General features: G+C 62.6%; 15 protein-coding genes. 6 read left to right on the top strand and 9 right to left on the bottom strand.

Going from position 1 to position 16,179, the window contains the following annotated elements; all coding sequences use genetic code 11:
• The first annotated feature begins 81 nt into the window (after positions 1-81).
• The gene (locus ACYG9R_RS00740; protein WP_023671483.1) at positions 82-885 is read left to right on the top strand and encodes an amino acid ABC transporter ATP-binding protein; all 804 of its coding nucleotides are present in this window, start codon (positions 82-84) and stop codon (positions 883-885) included.
• Positions 886-984: 99 nt separating this feature from the next.
• Complete coding sequence (locus tag ACYG9R_RS00735; protein WP_023824489.1) at positions 985-1,650, top strand: TIGR02117 family protein; 666 nt, start codon at positions 985-987, stop codon at positions 1,648-1,650.
• A 219-nt stretch (positions 1,651-1,869) separates the two neighbouring features.
• On the opposite strand, the gene ACYG9R_RS00730 is transcribed toward ACYG9R_RS00735, so the two are convergent.
• Both ACYG9R_RS00730 and ACYG9R_RS00725 read right to left on the bottom strand, forming a co-directional pair.
• A complete protein-coding gene (locus tag ACYG9R_RS00730; RefSeq protein ID WP_023824490.1) occupies positions 1,870-3,108 on the bottom strand; it encodes an FAD-dependent monooxygenase in 1,239 nt (412 codons plus the stop codon).
• A gap of 19 nt (positions 3,109-3,127) precedes the next feature.
• Positions 3,128-3,373, bottom strand: coding sequence for a zinc-finger domain-containing protein (locus tag ACYG9R_RS00725; RefSeq protein WP_023705697.1), 246 nt, complete (start codon positions 3,371-3,373; stop codon positions 3,128-3,130).
• Positions 3,374-3,606: 233 nt separating this feature from the next.
• On the opposite strand from ACYG9R_RS00725, the gene ACYG9R_RS00720 reads away from it, so the two are divergent.
• Together ACYG9R_RS00720 and ppx are read left to right on the top strand one after the other, a co-directional pair.
• Positions 3,607-5,799: an RNA degradosome polyphosphate kinase gene (locus ACYG9R_RS00720; protein ID WP_023700662.1), complete on the top strand. Its 2,193-nt coding sequence runs from the start codon at positions 3,607-3,609 to the stop codon at positions 5,797-5,799.
• The gene (ppx, locus tag ACYG9R_RS00715; protein WP_023684321.1) at positions 5,799-7,331 is read left to right on the top strand and encodes an exopolyphosphatase; all 1,533 of its coding nucleotides are present in this window, start codon (positions 5,799-5,801) and stop codon (positions 7,329-7,331) included. The genes ACYG9R_RS00720 and ppx overlap by 1 nt, the downstream gene beginning before the upstream one ends.
• Before the next feature lie 262 nt (positions 7,332-7,593).
• On the opposite strand, the gene ACYG9R_RS00710 is transcribed toward ppx, so the two are convergent.
• The 6 genes from ACYG9R_RS00710 to ACYG9R_RS00685 form a co-directional block, all read right to left on the bottom strand.
• Entirely contained in the window at positions 7,594-8,001 is a 408-nt protein-coding gene (locus ACYG9R_RS00710; protein ID WP_023824491.1) for a DoxX family protein, read from the bottom strand.
• Between the two features lie 136 nt (positions 8,002-8,137).
• Positions 8,138-8,560 (bottom strand): DoxX family protein, encoded by a 423-nt coding sequence (locus tag ACYG9R_RS00705; protein WP_023671490.1) that lies wholly within the window; start codon positions 8,558-8,560, stop codon positions 8,138-8,140.
• A gap of 248 nt (positions 8,561-8,808) precedes the next feature.
• The gene (fumC, locus tag ACYG9R_RS00700) at positions 8,809-10,206 is read right to left on the bottom strand and encodes a class II fumarate hydratase (protein WP_023824492.1); all 1,398 of its coding nucleotides are present in this window, start codon (positions 10,204-10,206) and stop codon (positions 8,809-8,811) included.
• A gap of 587 nt (positions 10,207-10,793) precedes the next feature.
• A complete protein-coding gene (locus ACYG9R_RS00695; RefSeq protein WP_023684319.1) occupies positions 10,794-11,780 on the bottom strand; it encodes a glycosyltransferase family 10 domain-containing protein in 987 nt (328 codons plus the stop codon).
• Positions 11,781-11,883: 103 nt separating this feature from the next.
• Entirely contained in the window at positions 11,884-12,645 is a 762-nt protein-coding gene (locus ACYG9R_RS00690; RefSeq protein WP_023697718.1) for an SDR family NAD(P)-dependent oxidoreductase, read from the bottom strand.
• Positions 12,646-12,773: 128 nt separating this feature from the next.
• Positions 12,774-13,535, bottom strand: coding sequence for an NIPSNAP family protein (locus ACYG9R_RS00685; RefSeq protein WP_023824493.1), 762 nt, complete (start codon positions 13,533-13,535; stop codon positions 12,774-12,776).
• Positions 13,536-13,620: 85 nt separating this feature from the next.
• Between ACYG9R_RS00685 and ACYG9R_RS00680 the strand changes: the two genes are divergently transcribed.
• A complete protein-coding gene (locus ACYG9R_RS00680) occupies positions 13,621-14,307 on the top strand; it encodes a TetR/AcrR family transcriptional regulator (RefSeq protein ID WP_023824494.1) in 687 nt (228 codons plus the stop codon).
• 18 nt (positions 14,308-14,325) lie between these two features.
• Here the strand turns inward: ACYG9R_RS00680 and ACYG9R_RS00675 are convergent, their stop codons facing one another.
• Positions 14,326-14,919 carry a hypothetical protein gene (locus ACYG9R_RS00675; RefSeq protein ID WP_023671496.1) on the bottom strand — a complete coding sequence of 198 codons (594 nt, stop codon included), beginning with the start codon at positions 14,917-14,919 and terminating at the stop codon, positions 14,326-14,328.
• A gap of 129 nt (positions 14,920-15,048) precedes the next feature.
• On the opposite strand from ACYG9R_RS00675, the gene ACYG9R_RS00670 reads away from it, so the two are divergent.
• Positions 15,049-16,173 (top strand): metallophosphoesterase, encoded by a 1,125-nt coding sequence (locus ACYG9R_RS00670; RefSeq protein ID WP_023824495.1) that lies wholly within the window; start codon positions 15,049-15,051, stop codon positions 16,171-16,173.
• The last annotated feature ends 6 nt before the right edge of the window (positions 16,174-16,179 follow it).

Raw genomic sequence — 16,179 nt, 5'->3', positions numbered from 1 at the left:
ATGTCGCCCAAAAGTGTTTAGCGGTTTTGGGACAACGACATGCATCATAGCTAAAAGACAGAACAAAAAGGGGAACCTGCCATGGTCATAGAAAACGCGGTCAGCGCCGAAGAGATCAAGGTCGATGCCAAGAAGATGCACATCTCGACCACCGATGTCGCAATCGACATCATCGGCATGCACAAATGGTATGGCGAGTTCCATGTCCTGAAGGACATCAACCTCAAGGTGATGCGCGGCGAGCGCATTGTCATCTGCGGTCCTTCGGGCTCGGGCAAATCGACCATGATCCGCTGCATCAACCGGCTGGAAGAGCACCAGAAGGGCAAGATCATCGTCGACGGCAAGGAACTCACCAACGATCTCAAGAAGATCGACGAGGTGCGCCGCGAGGTCGGCATGGTGTTCCAGCACTTCAACCTGTTCCCGCATCTGACCATCCTGGAGAACTGCACATTGGCACCGATCTGGGTGCGCAAGACGCCGAAGAAGCAGGCCGAGGAAATCGCGATGCACTTCCTCAAGCGCGTCAAGATCCCCGAACAGGCCAACAAATATCCGGGCCAGCTGTCGGGCGGCCAGCAGCAGCGCGTGGCGATCGCGCGTTCGCTGTGCATGAATCCGCGCATCATGCTGTTCGATGAGCCGACCTCGGCGCTCGATCCAGAAATGATCAAGGAAGTGCTGGAGACGATGGTGGGCCTGGCCGAGGAAGGCATGACCATGCTGTGCGTCACCCACGAAATGGGCTTTGCCCGCAAAGTCGCCAACCGGGTGATCTTCATGGATCAGGGCCAGATCGTCGAACAGAACACGCCGGCCGAGTTCTTCGACCATCCGCGCCACGAGCGCACGAAGCTGTTTCTGTCGCAGATCCTGCACTGAGCATTTTCATGCGAACCAAAAGAGCCCGGCCGCAATGCGGCCGGGCTCTTTTGCTATCTGGGGTCGATCTTCTCCATTGAAACACAAAGCCGCCGCCGCATGAGAAAAGCCCTGCGTTTCGTGGCCATGCTGATTATCGTGGTCGCGCTCGCTGCCACGCTCGGCACGCTGGTGCCGCGTCCGCTGTGGCCGGCGTCAGCAGCGGGTGAGGGCACGCGCCATATTCTGGTGCTGGAGAATCCGATCCACACCGACATCGCCATTCCCGTCGATGACGAGGTGCGCCGGCGCTTCCATTTCCTGGTCGCTGCCGGCATCCCTGTCGACGCCCCGGAAGTGCGCTACATCGTCTTTGGCTGGGGCGGCCGGGCCTTCTATCTGGAGACGCCGAGCTGGTCGCAGCTGAAAGCAGTGCCCGTCCTCAAGGCGCTGACACTGGACGCCTCGGTCATGCATGTCGATATCGCCGGGGCCATCGCCGAGCCGCACCCTGCTGTCACCGGTTTTGACATCGATGAGGAACGTTTTGCAGCGCTGCTCGACTATATCGACGCGAGTTTCCAGCAAGGGCCGCATGGTCCGGTCGTCATCGAGAACGCCGCCTATTCCAGCTTCGACCGCTTCTTCGAGGCGAACGGCCATTTCAACGCGCTTGTCGGCTGTAACACCTGGACAGCCGCCGGCCTGCGCACCGCCGGCCTGCGCACCGGCTGGTGGAACCCGCTGCCGGCCTCGCTGGGATTTTCAATGCGGTTTTATAACTAGCAGTCCTTCATCGCACCGCGACAGTGTTGGATCTTTTGAAGTCAGCGGGACAGCACTCCCCTCTGGCCTGCCGGCCATCTCCCCCGCAAGAGGGAGATCAGCCGTTTTGCCCGCGCTCCTGCTGCAACGCCGGCGATTTTGGCGAAGGCGACGGCGACATCCAATCTCCCCCCTTGAGTGGGAGATGTCCGGCAGGACAGAGGGGAGTGGGAAGGATCGCTACGTCGACGATCTAGACTGCCGAGTGTCCGCTCGCCATCCATAGAGCCAGTCGAGGTCGGCGGCGAGCTTGTCGGGCGAGCGCATGGCCAGGAACAGATTGCGGGCGATCGCCACCGGGCCGGCAGCATGCCAGGCGAGGCGGTTTACGGCCCCACGACGCGCGGCCTTGGCGACACGCGGCCGCCGAAGATTTTCCCAGATTTGAAAACTTCTGGGCAGATCGCCAGGGAAATCGGCGATAGCGTCGGCAAGCGTGATGGCATCTTCGATCGCCATTGCCGCGCCCTGTGCGGCAAACGGCGTCATCGCATGCGCAGCGTCGCCGATCAGCGCGATGCCCCGCGGGCTCGTCCACCGCTGTTGTTCGACGGTGTGGATCGGAAAGGCCGTCCATGGGCCGGCCAGTGCCACAAGCTTCGTCAGGCCCGGCGCGGTGCCGCGCAGGGCAGCCGTGAGGATCGCGGGATCGGCATGGCCCGACCAACCTTCGGCCATGCGCTCACCCTTGGTGAAGGCGGCGAGATTGAAGGCCCGGCCTTTGCTGACGGGGTAGGCGACCATGTGGAAGCCAGGATGCAGGAACGTGGTGACGCAGTCGGCGGCGCCGATCGCGACAAAGCCTTCTCCGGCCGCACCGTCGGCCGCGATCGTGACTCGCCAGGCGAGTTCGCCCGAAAAACGGCTTTTGACGAAGTCCTCGCCTGCGAGTTGCGCCCGGACCGCCGACCAGACGCCGTCGGCGCCGACCAGCAGTTTGCCGCGTGCCTCGATCTCGCGGCCGTCCACTTCGGCGGTCACGGCGACATATTGCGCGTCTTTGACGATGCCGGTCACGCGGGCGCCGGTGATGAGCTCAATCTGCGACCGTTCAGCCATTTGCCCCAGCAGCGCTGCCTGCAGATCTGCGCGATGGGCGACAAGATAGGGCGACTGCCAGCGCGCTTCGGCGGCGTGCCCGAGCGGTACCCGCGCCAGTTCGCGCAGCGTCCCGGCGTCCTTGAGCACGACCGCTTCCGGCCGCAACGCTGCGGGCAGCAGTCGGTCGAGCACGCCGAGTTTTCCAAGAATGCGTGTTGCGTTGGGCGAAAGCTGGATGCCGGCGCCGGCCGCTTCTAGGTGCTGTGCCTGTTCGATCAGCTTTACCGGATAACCCCGTCCGGCGAAGGCAAGGGCAGCGGTCAGCCCGGCGATGCCGGCCCCGGCGATTATGACCTGCCGGGACCTGATGTCTTCCATCGGGCTTGTCGCGGAAGGATCAGGCGGCCTGGTCGATATAAAGGCAACCAGCCGGCAGCGTTTCCGTCGCCCTCAGCTTCGCCGAATAGCGGTAGAGCGTCGAGCAGTAGGGACAGACCTTTTCATTGTCGTCGCCCATGTCGAGGAACACGTGTGGATGGTCGAAGGGCGGGTTGGCGCCGGTGCACATGAATTCCTTGACGCCGATGTCGATTGCCGGATGGCCCGCATCGTTCTGGAAGTGGGGAATGGAACCGCCTGCCATCGTCGTCTCCTTGATCTCGTCGAAAAGCATCTGGAACATAACAGGCCTGTTTGCAAGATCGATGAAATGAAACTGTCGCAAAAGCCTGTCAGAGGATACGGTGAGCCGGTTAAGTGCATGTCCCTGAAATCGGAACGGTTTTCGCCGAAGGGCCATGCGTCACAAAAGCGTGTTAGAGGCATGGCACGTCCAGCGGCGCTCCAAGGGACGGTTGGCGGGGAAGAGCAGGAACCATGAACGAACTGAAGCCGGTGCAGAGCGAATTCATCAATGTCGAGGTGGCGAGCCCCGAGGGCGGCAACCCCGATCGGTTCGTCAACCGTGAGTTCTCCTGGCTGCAGTTCAACCGGCGTGTGCTCGAGGAATCACAGAACGAGCACCATCCGCTGCTCGAACGCGTCCGTTTCCTGTCGATTTCGGCCGCCAATCTCGATGAATTCTTCATGGTCCGCGTCGCCGGCCTTGCGGGCCAGGTGCGCGAAGGCATTGCGCTCAAGAGCCCCGACGGCCGCACGCCGGAGCAGCAGCTGGAACAATTACTGCGCGAGGTCGAGCGGCTGCAGGAGGACCAGCAGAATAGCCTTTCGGCGCTGATGTTGCTGCTCAACAAGGAAGGCATTGAGAGCATCACCCGCGATGCACTGACCAAGGATGAAAAAGTCTGGCTGGAAGACCATTTCCAGGACCAGGTTTTCCCGGTGCTGACTCCACTGTCGATCGACCCGGCGCATCCGTTTCCGTTCATTCCCAATCTCGGCTTCTCGATGGCGCTGCAATTGCGCCATCGCAAGAATGGCGAGGAGATGAGCGCGCTTCTGCGCCTGCCGGTGGCGCTGAAGCGCTTCATCCGTCTGCCCGACCGCAAGCAGCACGTTCGCTTCATTCCACTGGAGGAGGCTGTCGGCCTCTATATCGGCAAGCTGTTCCCCGGCTATGAGGTCAAGGGTTCAGGCACCTTCCGCATCATCCGGGACAGCGATATAGAGGTCGAGGAAGAGTCGGAAGATCTCGTGCGCCTGTTCGAGACGGCGCTGAAGCGCCGCCGCCGCGGTTCGGTCATCCGCATCGAATTCGACAAGTCGATGCCCGGCGAATTGCGCGAGTTCGTCGCCGGCGAGCTTGGCGTCTCTTCGAGTCGCATCAGCGTTCTGACCGGCCCGCTGGCGCTCAGCCAGATTTCCGAGATCGTCGCCGTGCCGCGCGACGACCTGAAGTTCACCCCCTACAATCCACGCTTTCCCGAGCGCATCCGCGAGCATGGCGGCGACTGTTTCGCGGCCATCCGCGAGAAGGACATCGTCGTCCACCACCCCTATGAATCCTTCGACGTGGTGGTCCAATTCCTGCGCCAGGCGATGGCCGACCCTGAGGTGGTGGCGATCAAGCAGACGCTCTACCGCACCTCCAACGACAGCCCGATCGTGCGCGCCTTGGTCGACGCGGCCGAGGCAGGCAAGTCGGTGACCGCCCTGGTCGAGCTCAAGGCGCGCTTCGACGAGGAAGCCAACATCCGCTGGGCGCGCGACCTCGAACGCGCCGGCGTCCAGGTCGTGTTCGGCTTCCTCGAACTCAAAACCCATGCGAAAATGTCGCTGGTGGTGCGGCGCGAGGACGGCAAGCTGCGTAACTATGTGCATCTCGGCACCGGCAACTACCATCCGGTGACAGCGCGCATTTACACCGACCTGTCCTTCTTCACCACCGATCCGACGATCGCGCGCGATGTCGCCCAGCTGTTCAACTTCATCACCGGCTATGCCGAGCCGACCGATGAGATGCGGATCGCCATCTCGCCGTTTACGCTGCGCAGCCGTATCCTCAAGCACATTGCCGACGAGGTCGCCTACGCGCTGGCTGGCCGTCCGGCGCGCATCTGGATGAAGATGAACGCGCTCGTCGATCCCAACATCATCGACGCGCTCTATGACGCCAGCCGTGCCGGCGTCGAGATCGATCTCGTCGTGCGCGGCATCTGCTGCCTGCGGCCGCAGGTGCCCGGCCTGTCGGAAAACATCAGGGTCAAGTCGATCGTCGGCCGCTTCCTCGAACACAGCCGCATCTACTGCTTCGGCAACGGCCATGGCCTGCCGTCGGACGAGGCGATCGTCTACATCGCCTCGGCCGACTTGATGCCACGTAATCTCGACCGCCGCGTCGAGACCATGGTGCCGATCACCAATCCAACGGTGCATGAACAGATCCTTGGCCAGATCATGCTGGGCAACATCATGGACAACCAGCAAAGTTTCGACGTATTGGCTGACGGAACCTCCCGGCGCGTCGTGCTGGAGGAGGGTGAGGAACCGTTCAACGCGCAGGAATATTTCATGACCAATCCGAGCCTGTCGGGACGGGGTGACGCGCTGAAGTCGCATGCGCCCAAGCGCATCGCGCAGTTCAAGCGTCGCAAGAAGAACACCGGCTGATGATTTCAACGTCCCAAGGCCGGCTGCAGGATCGCCGGCCGCTGTCCATCATCGACATCGGCTCGAACTCGATCCGCCTTGTCGTCTATGAAGGGCTGGCGCGCTCGCCGACCTTGCTGTTTAACGAAAAGATGCTGGCCGGTCTCGGCCGCGGCATCGTTTCGACCGGCAAGCTCGATCCCGAGGCGGTGACGCGCTCGATGGAGGAGTTCCGCCGTTTCCGCGCGCTCTCCGACCAGGCGGGTGCGGAGCACATGTTTGTGCTGGCAACGGCCGCGGCCCGCGAAGCGATCAACGGCCCCGATTTCATCCACCGGGCCCAGGATGTGCTCAAGACCGAGATCCGCGTGCTCACTGGCCGGCAGGAGGCGCATTATTCGGCGCTTGGCGTCATTTCGGGCTTCCACCCCGCCAATGGCATTGCCGGCGATCTTGGCGGCGGCAGCCTGGAGCTTATCGACATCAATGGCGAGGCGATCGGCGACGGCATCACGCTGCCGCTGGGTGGCCTGCGGCTGCAGGACATGGCCAGGAATTCGCTCGCCCAGGCGGCAAAGATCACCCGCGACGAACTGGCGCGCGCCAAATTGTTGAAGGGCGGGCCGGGACGGCCCTTTTACGCCGTTGGCGGCACCTGGCGAAACCTTGCCCGGCTGCACATGGAAATGACCAACTACCCGCTTGGCGTCATGCACCACTATGAGATCGGTGTCGAAAGCGCCGCCAATTTCCTGAAGCAGGTGGCGAAAGGCGAGATCGAGAAGGTCAAGGGCATCGAAGGTGTGTCGAAGAACCGCCGTTCGCTGCTGCCCTATGGCGCGGTCGTGCTGCAGGAGATCATGGCGGCGATGCAGCCGTCGAAGATTATCGTCTCGGCATTGGGCGTGCGCGAAGGGTTTCTCTATTCGCTGCTCGACCCTGCCGAGCAGAAGGCCGATCCGCTGGTCTCCGCTTCGGAGGAACTGGCGCGGCTGCGGTCGCGCTCGGTCACCCATGCGCATGAGCTTGTCGAATGGACGGACAAGACCTTTGCCGCCTTCGGCATCGACGAGACGGAGGATGAGGCGCGCTATCGCCACGCTGCCTGTCTGCTGGCCGATATAGGCTGGCGCGCACACCCGGAATATCGCGGCAAGCAGTCGCTCAACATCATTGCCCACGCCTCCTTCATTGGCGTCGATCACCCCGGCCGTGCCTTCCTGGCGCTGGTCGGCCTGTTCCGCCACGAAGGCGTGTTCAACGATGCGGCGCCGGAAATCCGCGGCCTGGCGACGCCGCGCTATCTCGAGCGCGCCCGCATCCTGGCGGCGGTGCTGCGCGTCGTCTATCTGCTGACGGCGGCCATGCCCGGCGTCATGCCGCGGCTGAAATGGGAAAACCGCGGCAATGGCACGTTGGCGCTGGTGCTGCCGGCCTCACTTTCCGATCTTTACGGCGAACGCCCGGCCGGACGGCTGGCGCAACTGGCGCGGATCACCAACCGCCGGCTGGTGCTGGCGGTCGAGGGTGGGCAGAGCGTGTCGGTGAAGTAGGCGCGGCCTGACAGCAAAACCATGTCGTCGTCGGCCTCGCGTTCGAGCACCGGCTTCCTCAATCCGTCGCTGCTTCGCAGCGCCACCTCCCCCTCCGGAGGGAAAGGGAAGGGAGCCTCGTTGGAAAGCGTTGGCGGCAATAGGCTCGCGCCCTTCCTCTACCCCGTCGATCGGGGGAGAGGTGGCTCGACGAAGCCGAGACGGAGTGGGGGTCGACCTGGCACGGGCGTCGATGGTTCAACCGGGACGATATTTGACGATATCAGACCGCGGCGCGGCGCCCGTCGATCGACCAAGCCCCGGCGCCGGCCATGGCTAGCGCCAGGAATCCACCGGCGATGGCAATATCCTTCATCAGCATCTGCTGGTGCAGGAAGGTGAGCATCGGGTCATCGCCGCCCTGGCCGTAGTGGCCGATGGAGCCTGCAACGATGCAGAAAGCGGCAAGAAGTATCGCAACGACCGGCGTCTGAAAGCCGACCAGTATCAAGAGACCGGCAATCAACTCGAACAGCCCGGTGCCCCAGGCGGCAAGCGTCGGCAATGGCATGCCGAGGCCGGCGAAATAGCCGCTCGTCCCGGCAATGTCGGCGAGCGCGTGGTAGCCGGAGGGAACGAGCAGGGCGGCGAGCAGCAGCCGGGAAATCAGAAGCAATGCATCGCGGGGCATGGTCATCTCCGTTGTCTGTCCGCAGGCTGTTTCGAGACCGATCCTAGCAGGGATGGGGCGGGCGCGCGCTTGGGCAGACAACGAAAAAGCGGCGTGGAAATTCCACGCCGCTTTTTTCAGGCTTGGGAGGGAAAGCTCAGCCGCGCTTGGCGTCGATCGAGTAGGCGCCAGGGCCCGAGGAAGCCAGCAGCAGGAAACCGCCGGTGATGGCGACGTTCTTCAGGAAATGGATCATCTGGTTCTGGTCGGCCCAGCCGGTATGGGCGACAAAGGCCGAGGCGATGGTGAAGACCGCGAGCACCCAGGCGGCGATGCGGGTCTGAAAGCCAACGAGCACGGCAAGGCCGCCGAGCAATTCGATCAGGCCGACGACAATGGCCGTTATGGTCGGCACCGGCAGGCCCATGGCGCCGAAATAGCCGGCGGTGCCGGAAATGGCGGTGAGCTTGCCGAAGCCGGAAAGCAGGAAGATGGCGGCGAGCAGGATGCGGCCGAGCAGGATGGTGGTGGAGCTGTTGGACGCGATGCCGGCGCCGGCAGCGGAAGTGTTGATGGACATGGTGGCTCTCCGAAAAGGGTTGATGTCCCGTCAGATAGACCAAGCCGACTGTTCACCAAAGCCGCCAGTCCGGCGACACATTGTTCACAGGACGTACATTTCGGGATCGTTCGACCGACGCAAAATTCTTGTCGCGGCCAGCAGCGGCGGGAGCAAATTGTCCCGCCACACAATTCGGATTTCTAGTTGACGCAATTCCAAAGAGGAAGGGCTGCGCGCTTCGAGGAAGGCACTTCCCCTGGAATCGCTTAACCCGGATGCGTCATGTCCTCCGGCCGCACCAGCCGGTCGTAGTCTGCCTCGCTGACCAGCCCGGTGGCCAGTGCTTCCTCGCGCAAGGTGGTGCCCTTCTTGTGCGCGGTCTTGGCGATCTTGGCGGCATTGTCGTACCCGATCGTCGGCGCCAGCGCCGTCACCAGCATCAGCGAGCGGTCGAGCGCGGCCTTGATGTTGTCTTCGCGCGCCTCGATGCCGACGACGCAATTGTCGGTGAAGGAGATCGAAGCGTCGGCCAACAGCTGCACCGACTGCAGGAAGTTGTAGGCCATCAGCGGGTTGTAGACGTTGAGCTCGAAATGGCCCTGGCTGCCGGCGAAGGTCAGCGAGGCGTTGTTGCCGAACACCTGCACGCAGACCTGCGTCAGAGCCTCGCATTGGGTCGGGTTGACCTTGCCCGGCATGATCGAGGAACCCGGCTCGTTTTCCGGCAGCGACAGTTCGCCGAGGCCCGAGCGCGGGCCGGAGCCGAGGAAGCGGATGTCGTTGGCGATCTTGAAGAGGGCGGCGGCCGCCGCGTTGATGGCGCCATGCGAGAACACCATGGAATCGTGCGCGGCGAGCGCCTCGAACTTGTTCGGCGCGGTGACGAAGGCGATGCCGGTGATTTCGGCGATGCGCGCCGCCACCTTTTCCGCAAAGCCGACCGGCGCGTTGAGGCCGGTGCCGACGGCGGTGCCGCCCTGCGCCAGTTCCTGCAGGCCGGGCAGCGTCATCTCGACGCGCTTGATCGAAGAGGCCACCTGCGCGGCGTAGCCGGAAAATTCCTGGCCCAGCGTGAGGGGTGTCGCGTCCTGCGTATGGGTGCGGCCGATCTTGATGATGTGGGCGAAGGCATTCGTCTTGACCTCGAGCGCAGCGTGGAGATGCTTCAGCGCCGGCAGCAGATCGTGCACGATGCGCTCGGCGCACGCGATGTGCATGGCTGTCGGGTAGGTGTCGTTCGACGACTGGCTCATATTGACGTGGTCGTTGGGGTGCACCGGCTTCTTCGAGCCCATGACGCCGCCCAGAAGTTCGATCGCCCGGTTGGAGATCACCTCGTTGGCGTTCATGTTGGACTGCGTGCCCGAGCCGGTCTGCCAGACGACCAGCGGGAAATGATCGTTCAGCTTGCCGTCGATCACCTCTTGCGCCGCCTCGATGATCGCCTTGCCGACTGCCGGATCGAGCCGCTTCAACTCCATATTGGCTTCCGCCGCCGCTCGCTTGACGATGCCGAGCGCACGCACGATCGAGGCCGGCTGCTTTTCCCAGCCTATCCTGAAATTGCCGAGGGAACGCTGCGCCTGCGCGCCCCAGTAACGGTCGGCGGCAACCTCGATGGGGCCGAACGTGTCGGTTTCGGTTCTGGTCCTGGCAGCGGTCACTTGTCTCTCCGACGATCGAATTCGGCAACGGCGTATCGCGTTGCACAATGGCCTTCAAGCAGAGATTGCGGCCGGCAGGCAGTAAATCGGTTGAAGCAGTAGCGCCGCCCTTCGGGATCCTGCACCCTCCACTTTCGTGTGAAGGAAATTGCTCCTCAGTGCGGCTTGATCCCATAAAGTGGACGGAAACTTGCGGATTTAGCTCGATAAGATCATGTCGAGCTGGCGGATTGCTCTACGCAAACTTCCCCCAGGATCAGCAATGCGCAATTCATGTCTACCTACTCTACCTACGAGCGACGCTGCCACACAAACTACCATCCGTGCCGGCGTCTCACTGGCAACAGCAGCGATGAGGTAGCTTATGCACTTGTCCTTCTGTTCAGTTTCCCGACCAAAATCCGGCATCGCATCCGGATCGAGCTTCGGATCGCGAAGCCGAGAATTTCAAGTCCACCCTGGGAGCGCCTCCACATGGCCTCGGAGTTTTCCAAGATGCATTGCGGCAAGGTCGAAGCCGTCTCGACGTCGCAAGAGACGCTCTTTGTCCTCGGTATTTTGCTGAAAGCGCGCCTGATCGCGGACCGTCAGCTCGGAACCTTTTTCCTCCAACGGCGCAGCTTTGTCCTGAGATAGGCTCTATAGCCGAACGGAAGTGTTCGCCGTCCGGAAGGCGTGCTTGTCCGCGCCTCCAGACGCTGGCGCACGACGCTCATCAGTCTGCAGAACGCGGGTGTTTCCAATGATTGCACCCGTTTGACGAGATTGTCGGGCAATGGCTTTGAGCGCCAGTCGAAATAAGCCTCGTAGTCTTGCGGCGTTGCGATCAGGTGCTGGAGATAGGCTGCAAGATCGCTGGCGCTGGCGAAGGCACTGGCGTCAATAAAGGAGTGCTCCGGAACGAACTCGTCCACATTAGGAGCGCCAAGGTAGATCGGCACCGTGCCCGCCATGAACGCGTCATAGATTTTCTCGGTGACATAGTCGGCCTCGATCGAGTTCTCCATGGCCAGGCAGAATTTGTGCCGCGCAATGGTTTCGATCTTGGTCTTCGAGCCCAGATCGGGGCCAGAGACCGATCGGTTGTTGCTATATCGGCCATAAGAATCGATCTTGATGTGGCGCGCCAGTTCGTTCGCCAAATCGACACGGCCGCTATAATTCAGGCCGGCCGACTGGAAGAGTGCGACCGGCGCTTCTTCCGTTTTCGGCACGATTGGTCTGGCCAGCGCATCTTTCCACCACACCGCACGCGGAAGGTAGGGTACCCAGACATCGGACCGGGATTCATGCGTCATGATGATATCGAAGTGCCGCATGATTTTGGGGTCGGCAAGTCGCTTGTAGTTTTGGCCGCATTCCATCGACCAGGCGACCCAATATTGACCAGGGTATTTGTAGGCATCGCCAACTTCGCGAAAGTTCGGAATATGGAAGACGACTGCCGCGGCCTCGGAAATCCGTCGTTTGTCCAGTGTCCACCGCCCGGGCATTTCGCACTGTATCGACGCGATATCGACGGGTTTGCTGAAGAACGTTGTGTAGAAGAGGATCAGTGGATCGATAGACGGCATGGCACCACGAATGTCTGAAGCATTGCTCAATCTGCAGACAGACGCGGTATCGGAAGTTTGGTCAAGTGCTCCGCTTGTTCGAGGCCGAGGGCCGTCCAAACGGTCACCCCGCCGTATACCCGCCATCGATCGCGAAAATGCCGCCGCTGGTCCACGCCGCCTCGTCGCTGGCCAGATAGACGGCGATGCCGGCAAGATCGCTGGTCTGGCCGATGCGGCCGAGCGGGTAGCTGCGCTCGACATAGGTTTTCAGCTCGGCTTGCGCTGCCGCCGGCAGGTTGTCGATCGACTTGCGCCGCATGGCGGTGTCGACCGTGCCGGGCGCAATCGCATTGACCCTGATGCCGCGCGGACCAAGCTCGAAGGCCAGCGACTTGGTCAGCGAATTCAGCGCGCCCTTGGACAAGGAATACAGGCTCGACGGCCGCTTCGGGATCATCTTGTCGGCGAAGTAGGACGAGATATTGATGACGGAGGCGTTGGCGCCGAGATGCGGCAGCAGCCGCTGGGTAAGGAAGAACGCCGCCGTCACATTGAGCGCGAAGGATTGCTGGAATTGGTGCTCGGTGACGGTCTCGAAAGGCACCAGATAAGCGACGCCGGCATTGTTGACGAGGATGTCGAGCGGGCCGGTTGCTTTCGCGCGATCGACCACGGCATCGATGCCGGACGAGGTCGAGAGATCGGCCGACTGGGTGCCGACGTTGCCCGCCGCCGCAAGTGTCTCGCGGGCGGTCTCGAGCTTGCTGGTGTCGCGACCGACGATCAGCACGTCGGCGCCCTCGCGCAAGAAAGCTTCCGATATCGCCAGGCCGATGCCGTCCGAGCCGCCGGTCACCAGTGCTCGCTTGCCAGAAAGTCTCATTGAAGGCCAAGTCGCATCGAATGCTCTCGCTGTTGCCCGCGTCACGAAGGCAATGCCGATCGGCGAGGGCGGTCAAGCCGCCGGCCTATCGCTCAGTATGAACTTCGGTTGGCCGCGTGCCGATCCGGTTACCGCAGCAGCGACTGCGACGTCGGCGTCAGGCGCAAGGTTTCGGTCCGCCAGGTCACATCGGCCGCTTGCCATTGGGGCGAAGCGGCAACTGCGGCTTCGTAACTGGCATGCGCCTCGGGACTGTCGAAACCCGTCACCGCGATAAAGACGTTTTCGCTCAAGCGCACCGGCAGGCGGGGAAAGCTGTTTTCAGCGTGCTCGGTGATGAAGGCGCCAAGCAACCGTCCGCCGGCGCCGATAAGGACCGGAACGGCGTCCGTTTCGAAATTGCCGGCGAAATCGGCTTCGGCGCCAGACCGCAGATGATGAATCTGGATGACAACAACACCGGTCAAGCCATTGTCTGCGCTCAACTTTCCATCCGCCGGCATGGCGCCTCGCTGCGAGCCTGACAGATCGAAGCCGGCGCCTGGCCATGCCGGCTTCAAGAGCAGTACATCGTCGGAATCGATCATCGTCGCATTGGCGGCGTCGCGGTGCGCCGTCCACACCGGCCCGTCATAGAAGGCGGTGAGCGCCTGCTTCCGCGCTTCCATGCCACCGAAGCCGCGCAGCCAGACGAACATGTCGGGGCGGTCGAGGTCGCGGAACTGTCCGATGATGGTCATGCCGGCGTGTTCCTGGCCTTCGATGAACCGACTGTCGAAGATGTCGATCAGCGTCTCGCGCCGGCCCGGCTTCAGCGTGTACTGCCGCAACTCGACGACAGGCGAAGCGAGCAGTTTTGCCGTTGCAGGCGCATTCAGGGGTACGGTCATTGTGTCGTCTCCAAAAAACAGGATGATCATCCGGTTTATAAAACAGATCGGTTGTCCTGTTTTGTCAATCTGCTATCGTTGGCAAATGTCAGCAGAGATTGCTCGGGCTCCGAAAGGGCCGCCGCGAAAACGCACCAACGATCCCGAAGGGCTGCGCAACAAGGTGCTCGATGTCGCCGAAGCGTCGTTCCAGGCGCGTGGCTATCATGCATCCGCTCTTGGCGAGTTGATGACGACCGCAGGCGTCAGCGGCGGCGCGCTGCATCATCATTTCCCGACGAAGAAGGCGCTCGCTCTGGCGGTGATCGAGGAGCGCGTGGCAGCGGCCCTCGATGAAACCTGGATCAACCCTGTACGGGCGGCAGGCTCGGCGCGCGAAGGCGTGCGCGCGGTATTCGAGGCGGTGGCGACCGAGCTTGAGCAGCAAGGCTTCGTGCGCGGCTGTCCGCTCAACAATCTGGCGCATGAACTGTCGCTCGCTGACCCGGATTTCCGCGCCGCTTTGGCCGGCATCTTTGCCGGATGGCGTCAGGCGGTTGCCGACAAGGTGCGAGCCGACCAGCAGTCGGGGAGGGAGCAGGGCACCGACCCCGAGCGCTTTGCGGCACTCGCCATCGCCGCCTATTCCGGCGCCATGTCGATGGCCAAGACGGCACAGGATGCCAGCGTGCTGCGCGATTGCCTGGCCGAACTTCAGGGCAGCTCAACGTCGCCATTCCCGAGCAGAGCGAAGCGGCGTAGCAGGATCCTGCTGCGGCCGGGAACACCTTGAGGCCGGAACTGCGCTGTTCTAGTTGGAAAGCGGCTTGATCGTCTCGTAACCGTTCACCGATTCCGCGCTGGTCCCTTCGTCGTAGCGCCGGGCGAGGGACGCTTGCAGATCGGGCGCATAAAGCGCGGTAAATGTGTCCAGCGTTTCGCCGGCGCCGTTCTTGAAGGTCTCCGTGACGGCCAGCACGTTGTATTTGCAGCCGCCGACACTGAACGTCTCCTTGCCCTTGACGACCAGGCTCAGCGTCTTGGTGCTCTTCGGCTGCTTGTTCGGCGACAGCTCGACGAATTCGATCGTGCTCTTGGCTCCAGTCTTCAGCGGAAACAGTTTTCGCAGATCGGAAAACGGGATCGTCGCCACCCGTCCGGTATCGCTGTCGCGAAACACTTCGACCAGGCCGGCAAACAGGAACTGTGTCTGCGGCGATTGCGATTCGTAGGTGTTGGCGACGGACACCATGCCGCCGGCCACCGGCCGAAACTCGCTGCGGACGCCAGGCATTTCCAGAACGAAGCCGGCCTTTGCCGATTTTGCGTCGACACAATCGGCGGCATGCACCGCAGCCGCCGGCAGCAACCCAGCCAGCACCACGCCTATCGAAACGGCTCTCATGAAATCCCCCTGTGCTTGTATTTGCCGCGCGCCAGCATGACCCAAGAAATGCCAGAGCCAGTGTACCGTGTCGACCTGCCATTCCTGGCAACTGGACGGTGGGGCGCCGGCTGTGCTGAATTTCAGGTCATGAATCGCAAGCTCGTCCTCTCCCGTCGCAATTTCCTCGCACAGGCAGCCGGCCTTGCCATGGCTGGCATGCTGCCGCGCGCCGCGCTTGGCCAGACCGGCAAGCGCATCCAGCCCATCGACGCCACCTTTCTGTTCATCGCCGATGTCCATGCCTGCCGCATGTCGAGCGGCCTCAGCCCCAACTGCCTGGAGGAAGGCAAGACCGATGCCGCGCTGTTGCGCAATGTCGCTGTCCTCAATGGCTTGGCCGGCCGGCAATGGCCAGTCGAGATCGATGGCGTTGCAACCCGCCTGCGTTCGGCCGGCGGCCGCATCGATGCGCCGCTCGGCCTCGTTGTCGGCGGCGACATCACCGACGATGGCGGCGGCCAGATCACCGAGCCCAGCGAAGGCACGCAACTGTTGCAGTTCAGCCAGCGCTATCAACAGGGCGTCGGTCCCGATCGCGTGCACATGCCGGTCTATGTCGGCCTCGGCAATCACGATCTCGACCAGAACGGCTCGCCGCCCCATGTCGACTGGTACCGGCGTGAATTGCGCGACTATGTCGAGATCAACCACCGCCCCGGCGTGTTCTTCAAGCCGCCGGTGCCGGCCACCGAATACGATGTCGACACCGACTGCTATTCCTGGGACTGGGGCGGCCTGCATCTCGTCCAGACCCACCGCTTTGCCGGCGACACCGGCCATGGCGCGGTGAGCAGCCTGCCGTGGCTGAAGCAGGATCTGGCGACCTACGCGGCGGATGGCCGTCCCGTCATCCTGTTCCAGCACTATGGCTGGGACACTTTCTCGGTCGAGCGCTGGGACCCGGCCAAGCGCACCTATGACGATGACGGCGCAGGCGCGCCGCATTGGTGGAGCGAGGCCGACCGCCAGGCGCTGCTGGCGGCGCTGAAGGGCTACAATGTCATCGCCATCTTCCATGGCCATCAGCACGAAGTGCCGATGATCTACAAGAGCGATGGCCTCGACCTGTTCAAGCCGAAGGCCGCCTATATGGGCGGCTTCGCGCTGGTGAGGGTAACCGGGGACAGCATGGACGTAGTGCTGGGCGAGGCGGCCGGCGACCACGGCGAGGTCAAGTTCACCAGCGCCTTCAGCAAGAGTCTCAGCCTCTGACAAGAA

It is taken from the genome of Mesorhizobium sp. RSR565B, from assembly GCF_054719465.1.
This window is presented reverse-complemented; position numbering and strand designations above follow the sequence as displayed.